16 protein-coding genes are annotated in these 21,415 nt (G+C 43.4%); 5 read left to right on the plus strand and 11 right to left on the minus strand.

From position 1 onward, the window contains the following. Window positions 1-42: 42 nt before the first annotated feature. From HC965_RS06730 to HC965_RS06775, 10 genes are all read right to left on the minus strand, one after another. Window positions 43-1,029, minus strand: coding sequence for a FecR family protein (locus HC965_RS06730; protein WP_191030773.1), 987 nt, complete (start codon window positions 1,027-1,029; stop codon window positions 43-45). Between the two features lie 56 nt (window positions 1,030-1,085). Then, window positions 1,086-1,643 carry an RNA polymerase sigma-70 factor gene (locus HC965_RS06735; protein ID WP_191030774.1) on the minus strand — a complete coding sequence of 186 codons (558 nt, stop codon included), beginning with the start codon at window positions 1,641-1,643 and terminating at the stop codon, window positions 1,086-1,088. A 190-nt stretch (window positions 1,644-1,833) separates the two neighbouring features. Then, window positions 1,834-3,150 (minus strand): L-fucose:H+ symporter permease, encoded by a 1,317-nt coding sequence (gene fucP, locus HC965_RS06740; RefSeq protein WP_191030775.1) that lies wholly within the window; start codon window positions 3,148-3,150, stop codon window positions 1,834-1,836. A 19-nt stretch (window positions 3,151-3,169) separates the two neighbouring features. Next, window positions 3,170-3,562 (minus strand): L-rhamnose mutarotase, encoded by a 393-nt coding sequence (locus HC965_RS06745; RefSeq protein WP_191030776.1) that lies wholly within the window; start codon window positions 3,560-3,562, stop codon window positions 3,170-3,172. Between the two features lie 6 nt (window positions 3,563-3,568). Continuing rightward, complete coding sequence (locus HC965_RS06750) at window positions 3,569-4,999, minus strand: rhamnulokinase family protein (protein WP_191030777.1); 1,431 nt, start codon at window positions 4,997-4,999, stop codon at window positions 3,569-3,571. A gap of 18 nt (window positions 5,000-5,017) precedes the next feature. Then, a complete protein-coding gene (locus HC965_RS06755) occupies window positions 5,018-5,656 on the minus strand; it encodes a class II aldolase/adducin family protein (RefSeq protein WP_191030778.1) in 639 nt (212 codons plus the stop codon). A 128-nt stretch (window positions 5,657-5,784) separates the two neighbouring features. Beyond that, entirely contained in the window at window positions 5,785-7,560 is a 1,776-nt protein-coding gene (gene fucI / locus HC965_RS06760) for an L-fucose isomerase (RefSeq protein ID WP_191030779.1), read from the minus strand. Between the two features lie 68 nt (window positions 7,561-7,628). Continuing rightward, window positions 7,629-8,624, minus strand: coding sequence for a GntR family transcriptional regulator (locus HC965_RS06765; RefSeq protein WP_191030780.1), 996 nt, complete (start codon window positions 8,622-8,624; stop codon window positions 7,629-7,631). A gap of 179 nt (window positions 8,625-8,803) precedes the next feature. Next, window positions 8,804-9,355: a 30S ribosomal protein S16 gene (locus HC965_RS06770; protein WP_191030781.1), complete on the minus strand. Its 552-nt coding sequence runs from the start codon at window positions 9,353-9,355 to the stop codon at window positions 8,804-8,806. A gap of 106 nt (window positions 9,356-9,461) precedes the next feature. Beyond that, window positions 9,462-10,763, minus strand: a complete 1,302-nt coding sequence (locus HC965_RS06775; protein ID WP_191030782.1) for a Na+/H+ antiporter NhaC family protein — start codon at window positions 10,761-10,763, stop codon at window positions 9,462-9,464. 195 nt (window positions 10,764-10,958) lie between these two features. On the opposite strand from HC965_RS06775, the gene HC965_RS06780 reads away from it, so the two are divergent. The 5 genes from HC965_RS06780 to HC965_RS06800 are packed head-to-tail and all read left to right on the plus strand — an operon-like array spanning window position 10,959 to window position 18,247. Continuing rightward, complete coding sequence (locus HC965_RS06780) at window positions 10,959-12,029, plus strand: efflux RND transporter periplasmic adaptor subunit (protein ID WP_191030783.1); 1,071 nt, start codon at window positions 10,959-10,961, stop codon at window positions 12,027-12,029. 10 nt (window positions 12,030-12,039) lie between these two features. After that, entirely contained in the window at window positions 12,040-15,072 is a 3,033-nt protein-coding gene (locus HC965_RS06785; protein WP_191030784.1) for an efflux RND transporter permease subunit, read from the plus strand. A 2-nt stretch (window positions 15,073-15,074) separates the two neighbouring features. Continuing rightward, window positions 15,075-16,379, plus strand: a complete 1,305-nt coding sequence (locus HC965_RS06790) for a TolC family protein (protein ID WP_191030785.1) — start codon at window positions 15,075-15,077, stop codon at window positions 16,377-16,379. 16 nt (window positions 16,380-16,395) lie between these two features. Beyond that, window positions 16,396-17,454, plus strand: a complete 1,059-nt coding sequence (locus tag HC965_RS06795; protein ID WP_191030786.1) for a sensor histidine kinase — start codon at window positions 16,396-16,398, stop codon at window positions 17,452-17,454. Continuing rightward, window positions 17,447-18,247, plus strand: a complete 801-nt coding sequence (locus HC965_RS06800; RefSeq protein WP_191030787.1) for a LytTR family DNA-binding domain-containing protein — start codon at window positions 17,447-17,449, stop codon at window positions 18,245-18,247. Before HC965_RS06795 ends, HC965_RS06800 begins: the two co-directional genes overlap by 8 nt. Window positions 18,248-18,295: 48 nt before the next feature. On the opposite strand, the gene HC965_RS06805 is transcribed toward HC965_RS06800, so the two are convergent. Further along, window positions 18,296-21,415: an ATP-binding protein gene (locus tag HC965_RS06805; protein WP_191030788.1), complete on the minus strand. Its 3,120-nt coding sequence runs from the start codon at window positions 21,413-21,415 to the stop codon at window positions 18,296-18,298.

The raw sequence follows: 21,415 nt of genomic DNA on the forward strand, positions 1-21,415 counted from the left end.
TTGTTTTGCTGAAATATGTAAATATATAAGTATTCAATATTATTATTTTTTATTTATAAAACAAATGTCTTTGTCTATACGATACTTGAGACCACCTACTACTCCAGTGACAATGTCCATCACTTCATTGAGCGGTGCTTTATCACGGAAGCGGAAACTATACCGATCTTGCTTCAACTCGTGCATACTATAAACGAAGGTATAGTTATATTTGCGTTCAAGTACATTAATAATCTCCTGTACATTCATTTCGCGGAATACGAGCTCACCTCTTTGCCAAGCTGTTATATCATCCATATCCGGTATAGATAATAAGTGGCTTTTATTGTTTCTGTTATATGCCAATTGCTCGTTAGGTTTCAGAATCATTTGAGAGTTTAATTCGTTATATTCCACGAGCACACTTCCTGAAATCAAGGTTGCCGCTACTATCGGATTCTCGGGGTATGCGGCTACATTAAATTCAGTTCCCAATGCTGTTACCTGAAAGTCGTTCGACTTAACGATAAACGGATGTTTTTTGTCCGGCTTCACTTTGAAATTGGCTTCACCGATCAAGAATACACTACGGTCTTTACCTGTAAATTCCTGCGGATATAATAGGGTGCTTTGTGAGTTCAGTTGTACTTTGGTGCCGTCGGGCAAGGTGAGGGTTCGCATTTCTGCTGTCGGGATGTATTGCTGCAATAGATTAGGTTCTGCATCTTTTCCTATAGTAGCAAGATATACAGAAGAAGAAGCTACTATAAAGAATACGGCTGCGACTACCTGCCAAATATGGATTGGGCGGATTCTGCGTTCTTTACGTACGGAAGGAATACCTGCGTTCTTTCTTAATTGCTCGTATGAACGGTGTATGCTTTGGGAAGGTTCCTGCTTTAAAGCTTCTTCCCAGAGTTTTTGTAATACCTCGTCTTTCTCGGAAGCATGTTCTTTATCTACCAACCATCTATAAAATTCTTGTTGAGTAGATTTCGGATACTCATTTTTGGTGAATAAGGTCAATATTTTCTGGAAATAATTCTTCATTTATGCTATTTATTATTGGAGTTACATAAATAGCACACTTGAAGCGGACTAACTACTTACACGAAATAGAAAAAAAATGCAATAAAAATAGTTTTTTTTAATTCCAGCATGGTTCGGTAGATTTGATGCTCTACTGTGCGGATGGAAATGTTCAGTTTTTCGGCAATCTCCTGGTTGCTCATATTTTTAAGACGACTTAGTACGAAGATTTCTCTACGACGCTCAGGAAGGCGGCTCAGGACGAGACGTACCAATAATTCTGCTTCTTTATAATAGATAGGTTCGAGCGTACTGTCTGTTTGAAAGAGTTCTTCGATGAGGCTTTTTTCGATAACACTTTCCTGATATTCTTCTACTATTCTTTTATGTTTGATGAAGTTGATAGTGATGTGTTTGGTCATGGCAAAGATATAATTGGATATCTCTGCGCTATCCCGATTCGTCCATATTTGAGGTTGTGTCCATAATTTGGTAAAAACATCTTGGGTGATGTCTTCCGCATCCGCTTCGGACTTTAGCAGCATAAAGGCGAAATATTTCACAGCCGAATAGTATCCGGTAAATATCGTCTCAAATTCTTGCGCTAAAAGTATGTCGTCTCGGTTTTCGGTCATTAGATTAACAAATTACAGGAAATTAAATGACAAATGTAAACAAATTAATTAAGATACGAAGAAAAAAGAATAGTTTATATAAAAAAAGAAAATAAAATAGTGACGCTATCCGGATGGGATGGCGTCACTATAAGTGTTGGATGGTGACGGTATCTTATCCGGATAGCGTCACTATTTTCAAGTCTGTATTTTACCAGTTTCTTTTCACCGTGCGATATCCGTATCCGATAATCACAAGGAAGCAAATAAACGGTAGAACGAATGATACATTGACAGCCGGCATCCAGCCGATTTCTTTCATATCAATGATACTTGCTTGTAGTGGAGGGAGAATAGAACCGCCTAAAATAGCCATGATAAGACCGGCTGCTCCGAACTTCGCGTCGTCTCCCATACCTTTCAGGGCAATGCCGTAAATAGTGGGGAACATCAGCGACATACAGGCGGAAACTGCAACTAAACAGTAGAGGCCGAAGATATTCTGTAGGAAGATGGTGCCTAACGTGAAAATACCACCGAAGATGGCAAGTATCATCAATAACTTTCCGGCATTGAGATAACGCAGGATGAAGGTACAGATAAAGCGGCTGATACAGAAAATAACCATTGCTATGATGTTATATTGCTGTGACAATACTTCCGCACTCTTTTCGTCCATACCGAAGTCCGGTGACATAAACAGGCGGGTTCCGTATTGGATAATAAATGTCCAACACATAATCTGTGCACCCACATAGAAGAATTGCGCAATCACACCTTCACGATAACGCGTTTCCTTGAAAATACGTTTTAGTGTAGGGAAGAAATCAATTTTATGATTCTGATCTCCATTTTTAGGCATTTTGACGAATCGTATTAATAGCAGCATGGCGACGATGACCAGTCCGATAATAAGATAGGGGGCAATAAGGACGGCAAGGTCGCTTTCCTTGATTGCTTGAAATTCACTATCGTTGAGCAAGGCACGGTCGGCTGTATCCATCGGGTGCAGTTTTGCTTGAATAAACTGCATCGCTACATACATTCCAAGTAACGAGCCCATCGGATTGAAAGACTGTGCGAGGTTCAGACGGCGGGTGGCTGTCTCTTCCGTTCCCATAGAGAGGATATACGGATTACAACTCGTTTCCAGGAAAGAGAGACCGCAGGTAAGGATGAAGTAAGCAATCAGGAACGGATAATATTCTCCCGTCATTTTTGCGGGGAAGAATAAGAAAGCGCCGAAAGCGTACATTCCAAGTCCTAGCAGGACACCGGCCTTGTAGGAAAATTTGCGGATGAATATCGCAGCGGGAAAAGCCATGGCAAAATATCCGCCATAGAAAGCTACCTGTACCAATGCACCATCGGTAGCGCTCATTCGGAAAATTTTGGAGAAAGCCTTCACCATCGGATTGGTAATATCATTTGCAAATCCCCATAACGCAAAACAAGAGGTAATGAGAATAAAGGGGATAAGGTAACTGATGCCATCTTTTGAAATGATGGACTGCTTAGTGTGTTTCATGGTCGTTTTGGGTATTTTTTTAGGTATTATATAAATGGAACATTCTCTCCATCGGTTTCCATTTTTCTGCAGAACTCATTCCGGGGGCGACTTGCTGGAAGATAGCCATGTATTCTTCCCATTCTTGCTGTCGGGGAAGTGTGTTCAGGCGTTCCATTGCTGTGTCCCAGTCAAAGTCGACAGGAGTTTCGACAATCATAAACAGGCGGGTACCGAGAATGTAGATTTCCATTTCGAGGATGCCTACTTCCCGGATGCCGGCAAGAATTTCAGGCCACGCTTCCGGTTCACTGTGCCTTTTGCGATATTCGGCAATTAATTCCGGGGAATCGCGTAAATCGAGCGTTTGGCAGTAACGTTTGACGGGAACGTTGTAAGATTGAACTTGATAACCGGTTTTGGGTGTTTCCATATACTTCTATTTTTTAGGATAATATACTTGCGGTGTAACGCTGTGAGTTACAATTTCTCTCAATTCACGAAGGTCGGCAATCTCACCTTTTGCCATGGCTTGTGTCAGGATGTTTCCTATCGCGGTAGCTTCTACCGGGCCGGCATATACGGGAATACCGAGCTTGTTGGCTGTCAGTTGGTTGAGAAGTTTATTTTGCGAACCACCGCCAATGATGTTCAGTTGACGGATCGGGGAGGGGAGACAACGGTTAAGTTGTTCTACTGCCTGCCGATATTTGAAAGCTAATGATTGGAGCACACATTTCACCATTTCTGCTTTATTCCGGGGAATCTGAAGTTTATGTTCCCGACAATAATCGGTGAGGGCAGTCTCCATATTTTCAGGATTCATAAATACTGTGTCATCTACCGGGATGATAGTGTCGATTTCTGCTTCAGCAGCTTGCGGAATGATGATATCGTAGTCTTGTTCTTCGCCACGCGCTTTCCATTCATTCATCAGGCGTTGCAGAATCCACAATCCTGTGATATTTTGCAGGAACCGGATACGTCCTCCCACACCGCCTTCATTGGTGAATTGAGCCTGGCGCGCTTCTTCTGTCAATATGGGTTCGTCTACTTCGACTCCTAATAGTGACCAAGTGCCGGAGCTTAGGAACGCGATGGGATATTCCGTAGCAGGAACAGCTGCCACAGCACTGGCTGTGTCATGTGAACCTACCGCAATGACATCTACAGAACCTAATCCTGTTTCCCGGGCAATATCCTCTTTGAGCGTTCCTCTGATTGTTCCCGGGAAGATGATTTCTCCGAACAGATGTTCGGGAAGTCCGAGAGTGCGGATGGTCGATGCAGACCAGTTTCGTTGGCGTGCATCGAGTAGTTCGGATGTAGAGGCAATGCAGTATTCGTTATTGGCTACTCCTGTTAGGAAATAGCTGAAAAGGTCGGGCATGAATAAGAGCTGACGGGCAACGTCCAGTTGCGGGTCTTGATTCAGCTTCATGCTGTATAGCTGGAACAGCGTGTTGATAGCCATCACCTGTATTCCGGTGTCAGTATAATGTTGTTGTTCGTCTAAAATCTTAAATACTTCTGCAGGTATTCCGTCTGTCCGTGCATCCCGGTAACAAACCGGATTTCCTAGCAGGTTTCCGTGTTTGTCAATCAGTCCGAAGTCTACTCCCCAGGTATCAATGCCGATTCCTTTAATGTCGTATCCCTTTTGTGCAGCTAGTTTTAATCCGGTTTTCATGTCCTCGAAGAGGGCAGGGAAGTCCCAGTAGATATGATTTCCGAGTTTAACCTGACGGTTGGGGAAACGGTGGACTTCTTCCAGTTCCAGCTTTCCGTGGTGAAGAAAGCCGGCGATAATTCGTCCGCTTCCTCCGCCAAAGTCTGCTGCCAGATATGTGTTTTTACTGATATTTTTCATGGTATGTATTCCCGGATACTATTTTGTTTTCTTTCCTAACACGTAGATTTCCAGGTCTTCTATTTCAGCCGGTGTCAGTACTGAATAATCACCGCCGGACTGAACGATAATGCGGCAAGCCATTTCGAAGAAGGTGGCACGTTCATAGACTTGGTCGAAGTCTTTTCCGCATACCACTTGTCCGTGGTTGGTCAGCAAGACGGAGTTGTGATTTAACATCGCTTCCACTACTGCTTTGGCCAGTTCGGGGGAACCTGGACGGTAGTAAGGAATGATAGGAATCTCCGAACCTACATGACAGGGAATTTCTGCTGTGACGTTGAAATTAGTCGGCTTGTTTTTCATGCAGGAGATAGCTGTGGCATATTCCGACTGGAAGTGGAGAACTACATTGACGTCCGGGCGTTCGCGGAGGATACCCAGGTGGAAAGTACTTTCCATGGATGGTTTTACACCATTAGTCGGTGTTCCGCTGGCTATATTACAGATGGAAACTTTTTCTTTATAAAGGGTAGGAACCCAGGAACCTGTGCCGGAAATCAGAGCTTCTTCGCCGATTCTCCAGGAAAGGTTACCGCTACTGCAAAGCATTAGTTTTGCGTCTCCGTAGCGGTGCGCTTGTTCAATGAACTGTTCGATATGTTCGTTGGTAATCATAATTGCAAAGATAAATCATTAATTGATAAGTAAATTCGTTTTAGGCACGGATTACACGGATTTCACGGTTTTTAGAAATATGCGTTGCATAAAGCAACAGCGTAATTCGTGGAATCCGTGCCTGAAAATTATTTGTAGATAGGACCGTAAGTGGTGCAAGCTCTGTAGTCTGCTCCTTCTTTATCCATGCCGAATGCATTCCATGCAGCCGGACGGAAGATTTGGTCTTCTTCTACATTGTGCATACATACCGGAATACGGAGCATGGAAGCAAGAGTGATTAGGTCCTGACCGATGTGTCCGTAGCTGATAGCTCCGTGATTGGCTCCCCAGTTATTCATTACTGAATATACATCTTTGAAAGCTGATTTGTCGCACAGACGGGGAACGAACCAAGTGGTAGGCCATGTCGGGTCGGTACGCATATTCAGTTTTTGGTGGATTTCCGGGTCGATTTCAACTGTCCATCCTTCTGCGATTTGCAGGACGGGACCAAGACCTTTAATCAGGTTCAGACGCATCATTGTAACAGGCATTCCGCCTTTTGACAGGAAGTTGGAGGAGAAGCCGCCGCCACGGAAGTAGTCACGGTCTGCCGGATACCAGGTTGTTGCTTTCAAACAATTCTCTACGTCTGCGTCAGTCAGGTTCCATGGTTCTTTCATTACCGGGTTGCCTTCTGCATCCAATGACTGGCCGGAACCGTCGAGAGTCGTTGCGCCGGAGTTGATAAGATGAATAATACCGTTTGCTGCCAGGCCGCTCAACTCTTTGCCGGTTACACGCTTCACAGCTTCAGGACTCCAATAAGTACGTACATCGGAGAATATTTGAGCACGGTTAGTCAATAAGTGACCGAACAACATGGCTACACCGTTGCAAGCATCGTTTTCAGTAGCTACGACATATGCTTCGCGGATACCGTTCCAGTCGAAAGAAGTATTCAGCAGAGCTTCAGGATAATCACCGTTCGGATAAAAGTCTGTCCATTGGCGTTGTCCTTGGAAGCCGGCTGCGATGGCGTTGTGTCCCAATGCTTCTTCCTTGAATCCCATTTCTTTCAGTTTCGGGTTTCCGGTCATCAGGTCGCGCATGATAATGGTCATTTTTACGATAAATTCCCAGTCAGCGTCTTTTTGTTCGCGGGTTTTACGTTTTTCGGGGCGATTCTTGAAGTCGTCGCCTTCGTTTACTTTGCAGTTCTTTTCAGTCCATGCCATTGCTTTGGCATATTCTTCATGGTCGTAGATACCTTCGTCCATGCGGCGTATAATCTCTGTCAGGTCGATAGATTCATTACGCATGCCCAAATACTCCTGGAAGAAATCAGGATTAACGATAGAACCGGCAATACCCATAGATACGCTGCCCATAGACAGGTAAGACTTACCTCTCATGGTAGCCACTGCCTGTGCGGCGCGTGCGAAGCGGAGAATCTTTTCCGCTGCATCTTCGGGGATTGTATTATCATCCAAATCCTGAACGTCATGTCCGTAAATGCCGAACGCGGGAAGTCCTTTTTGTGCGTGCCCTGCCAATACGGCTGCCAAATATACAGCACCCGGGCGTTCTGTTCCGTTAAATCCCCAAACAGCCTTCGGATAATGAGGATTCATATCCATTGTTTCCGCGCCATAGCACCAGCAGGAAGTGACGGTGATAGTAGAGCCTACACCTTCTCTTTCGAATTTCTCTGCACAAGCAGCGCTTTCAGCCACACGGCCGATAGTGCTATCGGCAATCACACATTCCACAGGACTTCCGTCACCGTTCTTCAGATTGTTGCTGATTAATTCGGCTACTGCTTTAGCCAGGTTCATTGTCTTTTCTTCAAGGCTTTCACGAACGCCACCCTGGCGACCGTCGATGGTGGGACGAATCCCGATTTTCGGATAATTTTTCATGGTTTCTTTTTAATTATATGGTTAATTAATATCTGTGCTGAACTGTGCTGATGGTATGGCAAAAAAAATTAGAGTGACTTTCGAAGCCTGACTTCGGTAGGCAGATACTTCTGTACAGGCGCATCATTGAGAACGAAGTTTGCCGCTTCATTCCCCATCATTTCCCAGTCGATACTCAATGCTGTAATTCCTTCGTCGATAACTTCGTAAGAAGGAATGTCATTGTATGCCAACAGACCGAAATCTTTTCCGCATTTCAGTCCTTCCAATCTTCCCTGTTTCACTACTTTCACTACATCTTGTTGCTTGATAGCGATGTAGGCTGTTCCTTTTCGCACCACCAGGTTTTCAATGTCTTCCTGTATCTCATAAGAGATTCTTTGTTCCTCGCAAAAGCGGATGAAATACTCTCTGCTACTTTGCGGATGCTTCAGTCCTTTGGAGAATAGAAAAACGATTTGGTGGTATTTGTGCATCTTTTCTTTCAGTGCCAGTAAAGCCTGATAGAATGACTCGTCAAAATCCTGACAGATATAGAAATACTTCTCCTTTTCGAACTTACCGAAGTCGAGTAGTAGTAGCCTGGCAGGATTAATCTTATTAAGAGCTGCGCTGAATTTCTCGTTATCGAAATTCATCACTATATATTTATTATATTTTCCGATGGATTCACGAATGATGGTATTGAATAACCGTTCGTTGTATTGATGAAACAGTAAGTCTACCTTATAATTAATAGGCAGATGCTTGACAAAGCTATTATATAATGCTTCTTTAAATGGAGTGTATTGGTCGAGGAGCAGTAAGACGTTTGTTACCTGGCTCGTCACATAGTATCCTTTTCCGGGAGTGGAGTCAATCAGTCCCCGTTCGCGTAAATCAAGAAAAGCCTTAAATACCGTATCACGCGATACGCCATAGTGTGCACTCAACTGATTGATAGAAGGCAAAGAATCTCCTTCAAGAAATTCTTTCCTGGAAATAGCCTGACTAAGTGCGTCCGCCAACTGCGTGACCTTACTCGACTGCTGTCCGAATGTTGCTTTCCTATCAGTTCGTTTCATACTAATTATATAAGTGATAACTGTGCTGAACTATGCTGATGCAAAGAAAGGCATTTTATTCTGAAAGAGATTAATTATTTACTATGTTTTATAGCATAAAAGAATAAAAAAATCCCCTCCGGCGAACCGGAGAGGATTTATAGCTTTTTCCTGATTTCTTATTCGGAATCTGCCGAAATTTATTCAGCAGCAGCTTCTGTTGCAGGAGCTTCTTCAGCCGGAGCTGCAGCTTCTTCTGCGGGTGCTTCAGCAGCAGCTTTTTCAGCAGCCTCAGCAGCTTTCTTTTCAGCGAGTGCTTTTGCTTTCACTTCGTTGATTTTCTTTTCTGCTTCCAAACGTGCTTTAGCTTCAGCTTTCTTAGCTTCGTCTTGTTTAGCTTTCAAAGTAGCCAAACCTGACTGCTTGTTGCTTTTCCAAGCTTCGAATTTAGCTTCAGCTTCTGCTTCTCCGAATGCGCCTTTTGCTACACCGCCCAGAAGATGTTTCTTCATGTAAACTCCTTCACGAGAAAGGATGTTACGTACAGTGTCGCTTGGTTGTGCACCTTTCAGTACCCATGCCAATGCAGCGTCGAAATTCAAATCTACTGTAGCAGGATTGGTATTAGGGTTGTAAGTACCAATCTTCTCAATAAATTTACCATCACGTGGTGCTCTGCTGTCTGCAATTACAATTGAATAGAACGCGTAACTTTTACGTCCGTGTCTCTGCAATCTGATTCTAGTTGCCATTTTAAATAATTGTTTTTAATGATTGATTTGAATTATGCCATTATCTCGTAATAGCGGGCACAAAGATACGGCTTTTCTTTTGATTGACAAACATTTCACTTCTTTTTTACGAATATCGCCTCGGATAGCGGAACAGGATAGCGAGCAACGCACAGGCTCCCATCGTAAAAGGATAATAGAGATTACCGATGATACTGATAGGGGAGATATTGGCAAGTCCCGCCGCAATCAGCATCTGCGCCCCATAAGGAATAATTCCTTGTATCAAGCAGGAGAACGTATCGAGAATGCTGGCGGTTTTTCTGCGGTCGAGATGGAACTTTTGGGCAATATCCTTGGCTATCGGCCCTGTTGTGATAATGGCAATGGTATTGTTGGCGGTACACAAATTGGCAATACTTACCAAGGCGGCAATACTCAATTCCGCCCCTCGCTTGCCGTTGACATGACGGGTAAGTTTCCGGATTATAAAGTCGATGCCACCGTTATAGCGGATAGTTTCCAACATACCTCCTGCCAACAGGGTAATGATAATTAATTCTCCCATTCCCGTTATTCCAGTTCCCATGGCTCCAAACCAGTCGAATACTCCGAAACTTCCGGTAGCGATACCGATAATACCGCTTGTCAGTATACCTATAATTAATACGAGCATCACGTTCATGCCGGCAACGGCCGTTCCTAATACTATTATATAAGGTATAACTTTTATCCATTCGATTGTCTGCACCTGTGCAGGAGCAGTAATGGATAATCCTTGAAAGATATAAATGCCCAGCACAATGATGGCTGCCGGAACCACTATCATCGAGTTTACCCGAAACTTGTCACGCATGACGCATTCCTGTGTCTTCGTAGAGGCAATAGTGGTATCTGAAATAAACGACAGATTATCTCCGAAAAAAGAACCGCCGACCACGACAGCTACCATAAAAGGCAGGGCTATTTCTGTTTTTTCCGCCAGTCCGACAGCCACAGGGGTAAGGGCAACGATGGTGCCTACACTCGTTCCGATGGATAGGGAGATAAAACAGGCAGCGATAAATATACCTGCCAGCAGCAAGTTATCAGGAAGAATATGTAGTGTCAGGTTGACGGTCGCGTCAATGGCTCCCATCTGCTTGGCGCTTTGCGCAAAGGCTCCGGCAAGAATAAATATCCATATCATCAGGAGAATATTCTTATTGGCGGCTCCCACGGAAAATTGGTAGATACGTTGGTCTAGCTTCAATCCCCGGGTGATAGCGATTGCGTAGCAGGAAGAAACGAGGAAAGCAACCGTGATAGGTACTTTATAAAAGTCATTGACAAGGATGGAAGTAACCAGGTAAAGGCACAAGAATACGAGCAACGGACTTAGCGCCCACCAGCTTCCGGTACGGTCTTTATGTATTTTTTCTTCAGTCATAAATGGATATTGCAGTAATAATTCAAGCTGCAAAGATAGTAAGGAAACACATAAGTACGATAAAAGGCTCAAAATTTCATCCTTTCTTTTTCCGTTTCGCCTCCTTCTTTTTCCGTCTCGGCAATTTAAAAACGGATACTTTTTCTCTTTTCGTCTATTTTCGCGCCGTTGATAACATAACTTATTTAGAATAGAATGACAACGACTAGATTCTTATTATGTATTTTTTGCCTTTGCTTGCTTGCCTCTTGTGGAAAGGGGGAGAAGAAGGCGGATGAACCTGTACGCGTGAAAGTAGCGGAAGCGGAAACACTGATTCCTTCCTCAGAGCGTGAGTTTTCGTTTATCTCAAAACCATTTAAAGAAACAGAGCTTTCTTTCAGAGTGGGTGGCCCGATTGACCGTTTCGAAGTGTATGCCGGAAATTTCTACCATCGTGGAGATATGATTGCTGAAATAGATTCCCGTGATTTCCGTATTCGCAAAGAACGTGCGGAAGCTATCTACAATCAGGCAAAAGCTGAGTTTGAACGGATAAAAGTGCTGTATGAGAAAAATAACTTGTCAGCTAGTGCCTATGAAAAGGCGCGTGCTGACTATACTTCTGCCAAAACAGCTTTCGAGACAGCAACGAATGAATTGAATGATACCCGGCTGGTTGCCCCTTTCGACGGATATGTAGGAGAAGTATATATTGAGAAATTCCAGGATGTAAAAGCGACTCAACCGGTCGTTTCTTTCATTGATATTACACAACTGAAGATAGAAGCTTATGTCACACAAGATATAGCATTGCAGGCGGAAAAGATAAAAGAAGTCGGCGTCCGTTTCGATGTTCGTTCGGATGCCGTGTATCCGGCAAAAGTGGTGGAAGTCTCCAAGAGTACTACCCGGAATAATCTTTCTTTCCTGTTGACTGCATTATTACCTAATAAGCAGGGAGAATGGCCGGCAGGTATCTCCGGGAAAATGTTACTAGACCTTCCTGTTGCATCACCTGCTCCAATGGTGGCCGTACCGCAAACTGCTCTTAGTCATCGTCCTACTGAAGGAGATTATGTTTGGACAGTGGATAATACGACAGGAACAGTCTCAAAGAAAAAAGTAGTGTTGGGTGAATTGCTTCCGAATGGAAAAGTAGAAGTGAAAGGCGGATTACAGGCAGGAGAAACGGTGGCTGTCAGTAAACTGCGTTTCTTGTCGGAAGGAACATCGGTAGAAGTCATGGGTAAGAAACAGGAAAAGCCGGTAACTGCTCAAAAGTAAGTGGAAGGGTATGAAATTCGTTAAATATTTCTTGCAGAAAAAGTCGGTGACTATTCTGCTGTTACTACTGGTATTGGGCGGTGGACTGTTTTCCTATGTCAAAATGGGTAAGTTGGAAGATGCCCCGTTTACAATCAAACAGGCATTGGTGTTGACTCCTTATCCGGGAGCTTCTCCTTCCGAAGTTCAGTCGCAGGTGACAGATGTATTGGAAGAATCCATACAGTCATTGGGAGAACTATATTATCTCAAAACGGAGAATCGCGCAGGACTTTCCAAGATAACAGTCTATGTGAAGAAAGAAATCCGTGCGGACGAAATGCAACAGTTATGGGATAAACTTCGCCGAAAAGTCAATGATGTACAGTCGAAACTTCCTGCCGGAGCAGGGCCGTCGGTAGTAAATGATGACTTTGGAGATGTGCTGGGCGTTTTCTACGGATTGACCGGAGAAGGACATTCTTATCGGGAACTCGAAGAACAGGCAAAGCTTATCAAGAATGAACTGCTAAAAGTGAAAGACGTAGCGAAGGTAGAAATCTACGGCGTACAGCCACCTACGATTGATGTAATCCTTAGTCCGTCTGTGATGGCGAGAAGCGGCATTACCACAGCGGATATTTCCTGTGCTTTCGAAGCGCAGAACCGGGTGGTGGATGCCGGTGGTATTGACGCCGGAGTAAACAGAATACGTATCGAATCTACCGGAAACTTTTATTCTTTGGATGATATACGAAATCTGACTATTGTATCCCGTACAGGAGAACACTTCCGGTTGGCGGATATTGCCGAAATAAAAGAAAGCTATCAGACACCACCGGGCAATAAGATGCGGATTGATGGAAAGCCTGCGGTAGGAGTGGCTATTTCTACCGTTCCCACAGGTAATGTGGTAGATATGGCGGATGCGGTTAAAATAAAGATAGAACAATTCTCGGAGACAATGCCCGAAGGCTTTGAACTGCAAACGATTTATGACCAGGGGTATGAATCCGCCGTAGCCAATCAGGGATTTATTTGGAACCTGATAATTTCCGTTGTAACCGTAATTGCTATTCTGCTCTTTTTTATAGGATTCAAAAACGGTATTCTGATTGGTAGCGGGCTGGTCTTTTCCATTTTAGCCACATTGATAGTTATGCTGACACAGGGAATCGCCTTGCAGCGTATGTCACTGGCAGCTATTATCATTGCCATGGGGATGTTGGTAGACAATGCCATTGTGGTTTCCGACTCGGTATTGGTAAATATGCAGCGTGGAATGCGTAAGCGGGTGGCTATCTTGAGAGCTTGTTCTGCCACAGCGTTACCATTACTTGCGGCAACTGTTATTGCGATTTTGACCTTTTTACCTATCTATTATTCGCCGCATATTACCGGCGAGTTGTTGTCATCCTTAGTTGTAGTTATCGGCGTTTCGCTGATGTTCAGTTGGGTCTTTGCGCTGACGCAGACTCCTTTCTTTATTCAGGAGTTTGTCCGTCGGCCAAGACCCAACGAACTTAAGGCTGCTCTTTTTTCCGGTAAGTATTATAATAAGTTCCGTTCAGCCTTGGGGTGGGTGATTAATCACCGGTATGCAACCGTAGGGTGTATGGTTGTAATGCTGGTATTAGCGGCTTGGAGTTTCAAGTTTATTCCGAAAGTGTTTGTACCTGCCTTGGACAAACAATATTTCACATTGGATATGTGGTTGCCCGAAGGAACACGGATAGAAGAAACGGATAAGATGGCAATGGAGATGGCAGACTTTATCCGTGGACAGGAAGGAACGGAAATGGTATCTACCTATATCGGAAGAACACCGCCACGTTATTATCTGTCTAACGTATCGTTCGGCCCCCAGTCCAATTATGCGCAGATATTGGTGAAATGCAAGACTTCGAAACTCTCCCGCCAGTTGCATGCCCGCTTGCAGGATACGATTTCGGTCAAGTTCCCGGAGCCATTGATAAAAGTAAATAAGTTTGAGCTAAGTCCGTTGACGGAAGCTGTCATTGAAGCCCGTTTCTTAGGCCCTGATCCTGCCGTGCTTGATTCATTGGTCGGACAAGCGATAGAAGTGATGCGGCGCAATCCCAAAGTAGCGGATGCCCGTAACGAATGGGGGAATATGTCGATGGTCATCCGTCCGGTGTACGATCCGGTGAGGGCAGGAGCGCTGGGGATTACCAAGGCTTCCATGATGGAATCGGTGAAGTCTATCAATGACGGACTACCGGTCGGTATCTATCGGGATGATGAAAAGAAAGTACCCGTATTGTTGAAGTCGGGCAATGTAGATATAACCGATGCGAGCTCTTTAGGAGATTTCTCTATTTGGAACGGAGAAAGATCGGCTCCGCTTTCGCAAGTGACGGAACAGATAGAAACAACCTGGGAATTTCCACAGATGCGAACCTACAACCGCCAACTTTCGATGGCTGCCATGTGTGGCGTAAAACCAGGACATACGATGGCGGAAGTACATGGAGAAATCCGGGAAGAAATTGAAAAAATGCAGCTTCCCGAAGGCTATACTTTCTTTTGGGATGCCCAGTATAAAGACCAGGGAGAAGCAATGCAAGCCATTGCCAAATATTTCCCGTTAGCATTTCTTGCATTGGTTCTTATTTTGGTCGCATTGTTCGGCAACTTCCGCGAGCCGATTATTATCATTTGCATCTTGCCCCTTTCCTTGATTGGTATTGCTGTCGGTATGCTGCTGACAGGCTTTGATTTCGGCTTCTTTCCGATAGCCGGTTGGCTGGGATTGCTCGGGATGATTATCAAGAATGTAATCGTGTTGATTGATGAAATTAATGTGCAGCATCGGAGTGGAATCGACCTGTACACCTCTATTGTTGAGGCTACGGTTTCCCGAACCCGTCCGGTCTTAATGGCGGCTACAACGACCATTTTCGGTATGGTACCCCTGCTGTTTGATGTAGCGTTCGGCGGAATGGCTGCCACTATTATCTTCGGACTGACGTTTGCTACGGGACTGACCTTGTTTGTCACTCCTGCACTATATGCCATGTTCTACAAAGTAAAAGGAAAATAAAAATGAAAAAGAGAATATTTTATCCGTTGTTTTGCTGTTGTGCTTTTTTGTCTTTGCCTGCTTTTGCACAGCAAAGCCCCTTGCTGGAGAAATACCGGATGATGGCACTGGACTATAACTATGACTTGAAAGCAGCAGAAAAGAATATTGCTGCCAGTGTAGAAATAGAGAAATCCGCACGTGCGGATTTAAAACCGAAACTTTCGGGAGCCGCTAATTTTCAATACACGGGCAATCCGTTGGAATTAACTTTGGATGTCCCTTCCATGGGATTGTCCAAGACGGTGGAAGGAAAGCAATTAAACTATGGAGCTTCGCTTTCCATCCTGCAACCGGTCTATACAGGCGGACGTGTACTCGAATCTATCCGTATGGCACAACATCAGCAGTCCCTTGCCGGCAATCAGGCGAAAGTGCTGAATGATGCAGTCTGTTATCAGACGGATATGCAATATTGGAGTGCCGTAGCCCGGCAGGAGATTGTGTCCGTAGCCGAAGACTTTCGTAATTCAATAGCATCTTTGGTAAAGACTATCAAAGAAAGGGTAGAAGTGGGGTTGGTAGATCCTCAGGACTTACTGATGGCGGAAGTGAAACTGAATGAAGCGGAATTTCAACTGCTTCAGGCACAGAGTAACTTTGAAACAGGCAGAATGGCTTTGAATTCCATGATCGGAGTGCAACTGGAACATACGACAGAATTGGATTCACAGATACCGATGGTAACCGTCAGCGATTCCATATGGTTGTCTACGGGTACAGGCCGCCCTGAAATCCAAATGGCGTATGACCATATCCGCATAGCCGAAAGTTCCAAAAAGTTGAATGACTCACAGTTTAAACCCCAGTTTTATGTAGGGATAGACGGCAGTTACTCTTCTCCCGGTTATAATTTCAAAAAAGATTTAGATCCTAACTATGCCGTTTATGCGAAAGTATCCGTTCCTATTTTTGAATGGGGAAAACGGAAAAGTGAGAAGCGTGCTTCTTCTTTCCGTATCGGCATGGCGGAAGATAATCTGAATAAGGTGATGGATCAGGTGGAACTGGAAATTGGTGTGGCGCGTAAAGCATTATCACAAGCCATCGAGCGTGTCCGGCTAAGTGAAAGTTCACTGGCAAAAGCAGAAGAAAATGAAGCCAAAGCTGTGGAGCGTTACAATGAGGGAAAGGTATCCGTAGTGGAAGTTATCGACGCGCAGACTTACCGTCAGACCTCCCAAGTGAACTATGTGCAGGCTAAAGCGGCAGCACAAGGACATTACTCGGAATTAATAAAAGCACTTCATGGCTATGATTATCAGTAAAAAATAGTAATTTTGTATGAAAAGAACCGACTGTAGTATGAATATAAAGTTGAATACCTTATTATATGTAGCATTATTTTCAGGATTGGGAGTTTTCTCTTTTCTGTTATTGATAAATTATGCTACCTTTCCCGATAAGGTTGCCGATGTATTTCATTCCGTCGGCACACTGGCTTTCTTTATACTGACATTTAATGTCTTGGGATATGCAACGATGCGGCTAAGTACATGGGTGGATAATCAGTATGCGCTGAATCTGCATCGTCGTTGGAAATTAATATCTATCTATATCATTGTAATGGGGATGTTTTTCCTGTTGAACTACGGATTGCTTGTTACTGCCAAACTGTTGGCAGGGGCTACCTATCCGTTTATGTTTCCCAATGGCGGATGGCGGATTCTGATTACAGTATGGCTGGTGGAGTTAGTTATTCTAGGATTGCTACTTGCCAACCGTTCCATGCAGAATACGTTGAAATTGCAACAAGAAGCGGCTGCCTTGCAAAAAGAAAACAATACGGCTCGTTATACGGCCTTGCAAAATCAACTGAATCCCCATTTCCTGTTTAATAGCCTGAACACATTGATTTCTGAAATCCGTTACAATCCCGCCAATGCGGAACGGTTCACCCAGCATCTTTCTGATGTATATCGTTATACACTTCAGTGTCAAAATCAACGGCTGACCACTTTGCGGGAAGAATTGGAATATTTAAATTCTTATATTTTCCTGCATCGTGTACGCTTGGGAGATTGTATCCATATTGATAACCGCCTGCCGGAAGCCTGCCTGGAATTTCAACTTCCACCGCTGACTATCCAGTTACTGGCGGAAAATGTGATAAAACATAATGTTATCCATATGGGCAAACCGATGACCATTGAACTTTTCTATATGGAAAAGGAAAAAGAACTGGTAGTCCGAAACCGGATACAGGCCAAAAAGAGTGCAACTACTTTCGGTACAGGATTGAAGAATCTTTCTGCCCGGTATAAGTTATTGTGTAATCGTGATATTGTGATAGAGAATAATTTGCAAGAGTTTACAGTAAAAATACCATTGCTTCATGAGTAAGATAAAAGCCGCCATAATAGAGGATGAAATTCCTGCCGCCCGTTTGCTTCGTGACACCTTGTTGGCGCTGCGTCCCGATTGGGAAGTACAGTTATTACCGGGAAATATTGAGGAAGCGGTGGAGTGGTTCGGTCAGCATCCCCATCCAGAACTTCTTTTTCTCGATATTCAGTTGACGGATGGTAACTCGTTCCTTTTTATCGAACAAGCCCATCCTGAAAGCATGATTGTCTTTACCACTGCTTATGATGAATATGCTGTGCGTGCTTTTACGGTCAACAGTATTGATTATCTTTTAAAACCGATTCATGAAGAGCGGTTGTTGCAGGCTATCTTGCGTTTTGAGGGATTGAGCAAAAGCTATATCCATGATTTCAAAGCTGAAAGCCGGATGATGGAAGTCTTGCAACAGCTTACTGTCGCACAAGAATCTTCTTTGTCCGCAGCTAAAAAGTATCGTACACGGTTTTTAATCTCCAGTGGGGAGAAGCTGCTAACTCTGCAAGTCAGTGACATTGCTTATTTCTATTCAGAGAATAAGCTGACTTTTGCCGTGACACATAAAAACCGTGAATATCTTATCGACTTGGCTTTAGACAGACTGTATGAGCAACTTGATCCCGATCGGTTCTTTCGCACGAACCGTCAGACTCTTGTCTGTATTGATGCAATTCAGCGTATTGAATCCTACTTCTTGGGAAAAGCAGTCGTACATGTGCTGCCCCCTTTCAAAGATAAAATCATAGTCAGTAAAGACAAAATGGCTTCTTTCAGAATGTGGCTGAATTACTAAATATCTGAAAGAATCAATGCTTGATTTATCAAATGACAGATGGTAACCTTACAACAAAACAATACGCTTCTGCATGATGTCTTTTAGCTGTGCCTTCAACAAGCGGGCATTAATCGGTTTCGGCATATAACCGTCAAAGCCACTTTCCATCACCCGCTGTTCATCCGAAGCAAAAGCAAAGGCTGTGATAGCTATAATCGGCACTTTGGCAGAAAAATTACGAATTTCCTTGGTCGCCTCATATCCATCCATGACAGGCATATTGATGTCCATCAGTACGATTTGCGGATTATACTCCTTAAACAGATTAATAGCCTCCTGTCCGTCCCAGGCATGTATCAAATGATAATCATATTTTAGAATCGACTCGAATAGTTTATAATTGCTTTCGTTATCTTCGGCAACCAGTATGACGAGTTTGTCTTTCTCTATACTGATGGTCTGTATCTCCTTTTTAGGAGCTTTTTCTACAGCCTCCGCCTGTTTGTAGGGTAATGTAAACCAAAACGTAGACCCTTTTCCCATCTCTGATTCTACACCGATCTTGCCACCCATATTGTCAACAAGCGTCCGGCAGATAGAAAGTCCAAGCCCTGTACCTTGCGCAAATGAGTTCAGCTTGACAAAGCGTCCGAAAATACTATCCTGTTTATCTTGCGGAATACCACAACCCGTATCAGCGACATAAAAATACAACTCATTATTTTCCCGTTTATATCCGAAACGGATACTACCCTGTTCGGTGAATTTAATGGCGTTTGTTATAAGATTGATGATTAACTGAGATAATCTGTTCTTTTCTATATGTGCGCAACAAGGTTCTTCGGGAGCTACAAACTCCAGTTTTACCTTGTCCGATTTGAGTTTTAACACGCAACTGTTTTCCAAGTCACTCATCAAATCATTAATCTCTACATTGGAATAATTAAAATCCAGTGTTCCCGCTTCTATCTTGGATAAATCCAATATATCACTGATAAGTTGCAGCAACAAAGTGTTATTACTTTCGATGATACTCACATATTCCTGTTTCTCTTCTTCCTCTTCAGTAGAAGCCAATATACCCGAGAAACCAACAATGGCATTAAGAGGCGTGCGTATCTCGTGGCTCATATTTGCCAGGAAAGCCGATTTCAGACGATTCGATTCTTCTGCACGGTTTTTGGCATTCACCAATTCCAGCTCCATCTTCTTTCGTTCGGTAATGACTAATGAAGAACCTACCAAAGTCAACGGATCTCCCTTTTCGTCCCGGGTTTCAACGGCTGCCTGAGCTTCCACCCAGTCTATTCTATGAAGTCCCTTATGAGTGTTGACTATGCGATATTCTTCTTTTACCTTATTCGAACGTCCTTCTATCAAGTCTTTGTAGGCTTGCTCCACCCGTGTCCGGTCTTCCTTGAATATTTTGGAGAAATATTGATTATCGGGCACTGCCAGTTGTTCTTCGGATACATCTTTTCCCAATGTACTGAGCTCTATCGGTTTATTGATGTCGCATAGGATAGTATGGCTTTGTAAGTCCCATTTCCAGGGTACGATATTAGCCACATCGAGAGACATGGAGAGCTTATTGTTGATAGTGCTTAGCTTTTGTTGTGCTCTGTGCAGTTCTGTACTATCCAGGCAGAATACATCAATAATATTGCTGTGCTGTGTCCCTTTGAGTATCACATCATAGAAAGTGTCGATTTTCTTAAAATAATAAGGAAAAGTGATTGCCTTATTTTCATCAAGTGCTTTCTTTATGAAATGCAAAAATTCCGGCATTGATTCCGGGAAAATCTCACTTGCCTTTTTACCGATCACATCTTCTTTGCGGAGGAAGTTCTTCTCGAAGTGCGCATTGACTTTCCGATAAATCAACTCGACAGGCACCCCTTTTTCATCCGTGATAAGTTCTTCCTGCATATAAAGGATAGGCATATTGTTCACCAAATTTTTGTAATTGGCCATAGCGTCTATTTCCTTCTGTTGCATTTTCTTTATGATATTAAAGTTGCGGATGCGATAAAAGAAAAACAGGGCAAGTAGAAATATAAAAGATAAAGAACTTATGATGAAATATTGGTTTTGTTCCCAAAACGAAAGTGGCTTATGCAAAAAGAGTGTGTTTGATGGACAGAGGGAAGGGGAGATCCCTTTGCGGAGTAATGATGCATAGTTAATGATGGGACGGCCGTCTGACGGCATATAAAAAGGAAGTTCGCGAGCCTGTTTCCCTTTAAGAATGGCTGATATGGCATGAACTAATTCCTGATTGTATCTTTTTTGATTGTAGGTATAGCCGCCTATCATTCCCCCGTTCTCTTCAGTAATATCTGTCATGTTCAGGGTAAATATAGGAGCGGTAGTTGTCACGATAAGTTTGTGATCGTTGGATACCAGTGATGCATTGCCGGCAAATGTTGTTTTATAAAACCAGGACGCGAATAATACACCTGTTGTTTGGCAGTCGACACGATACAGAGAGTCCAGTAGTTGATTGGTAGTCATCTTCTGTGGCGTTAAAAACTGATATTCGATCTGTGGATAGTTTGTTTTTAATTCATTTTGGATATCCAGGCTATTACTTAAATTAATTTCCCGTTCATCGCCAATGAATATAAATTTCTTGATATTGGGCTTTAGGTGATTGATAAACTGTACATTTTCCCGAAGATAAAGGTTTGAATACAGGAAAACCATATTATACAGATCGGCGAACTGCGATATTGGAATACGGTCGGCCGGCGCAATCATTTGTTTCCGGAAGTAGGCTTCTTGCGGCCCTTGAAAAGCTTCTTCCGAACAGAGAATAATAGGTATATCTCCCCAACATTTTCTGTATTCATCCCTTAACGTAAATGCGGGACTTCCCAATAATACCAATAACCGGGGACGTGGTTGCGAGTATTTTTGGGAAACCATATTTTTAAATTCTCCTAAAATAGAATCATTGTCCATCATCAACGTGTTCATATGCTCCGCATACAACGCCAGTTGGGGATCTTTCTGTACATATTCCGATATCGTAGAAATCATCCGGCTACTCCACGGTGTAGATTCTGCATAGGAATTGATACATAGAATGTAATTGGAAATATCAATATCGTTTCTTTGAGCTTGGATAGACGATGCAGAGAAGAAACATAAAAAAAAGAGCCATAGGCATTTTCTTATATCCAT

Origin of the sequence: Bacteroides sp. GM023 (assembly GCF_014750685.1) — a bacterium.
GTDB lineage: Bacteria > Bacteroidota > Bacteroidia > Bacteroidales > Bacteroidaceae > Bacteroides.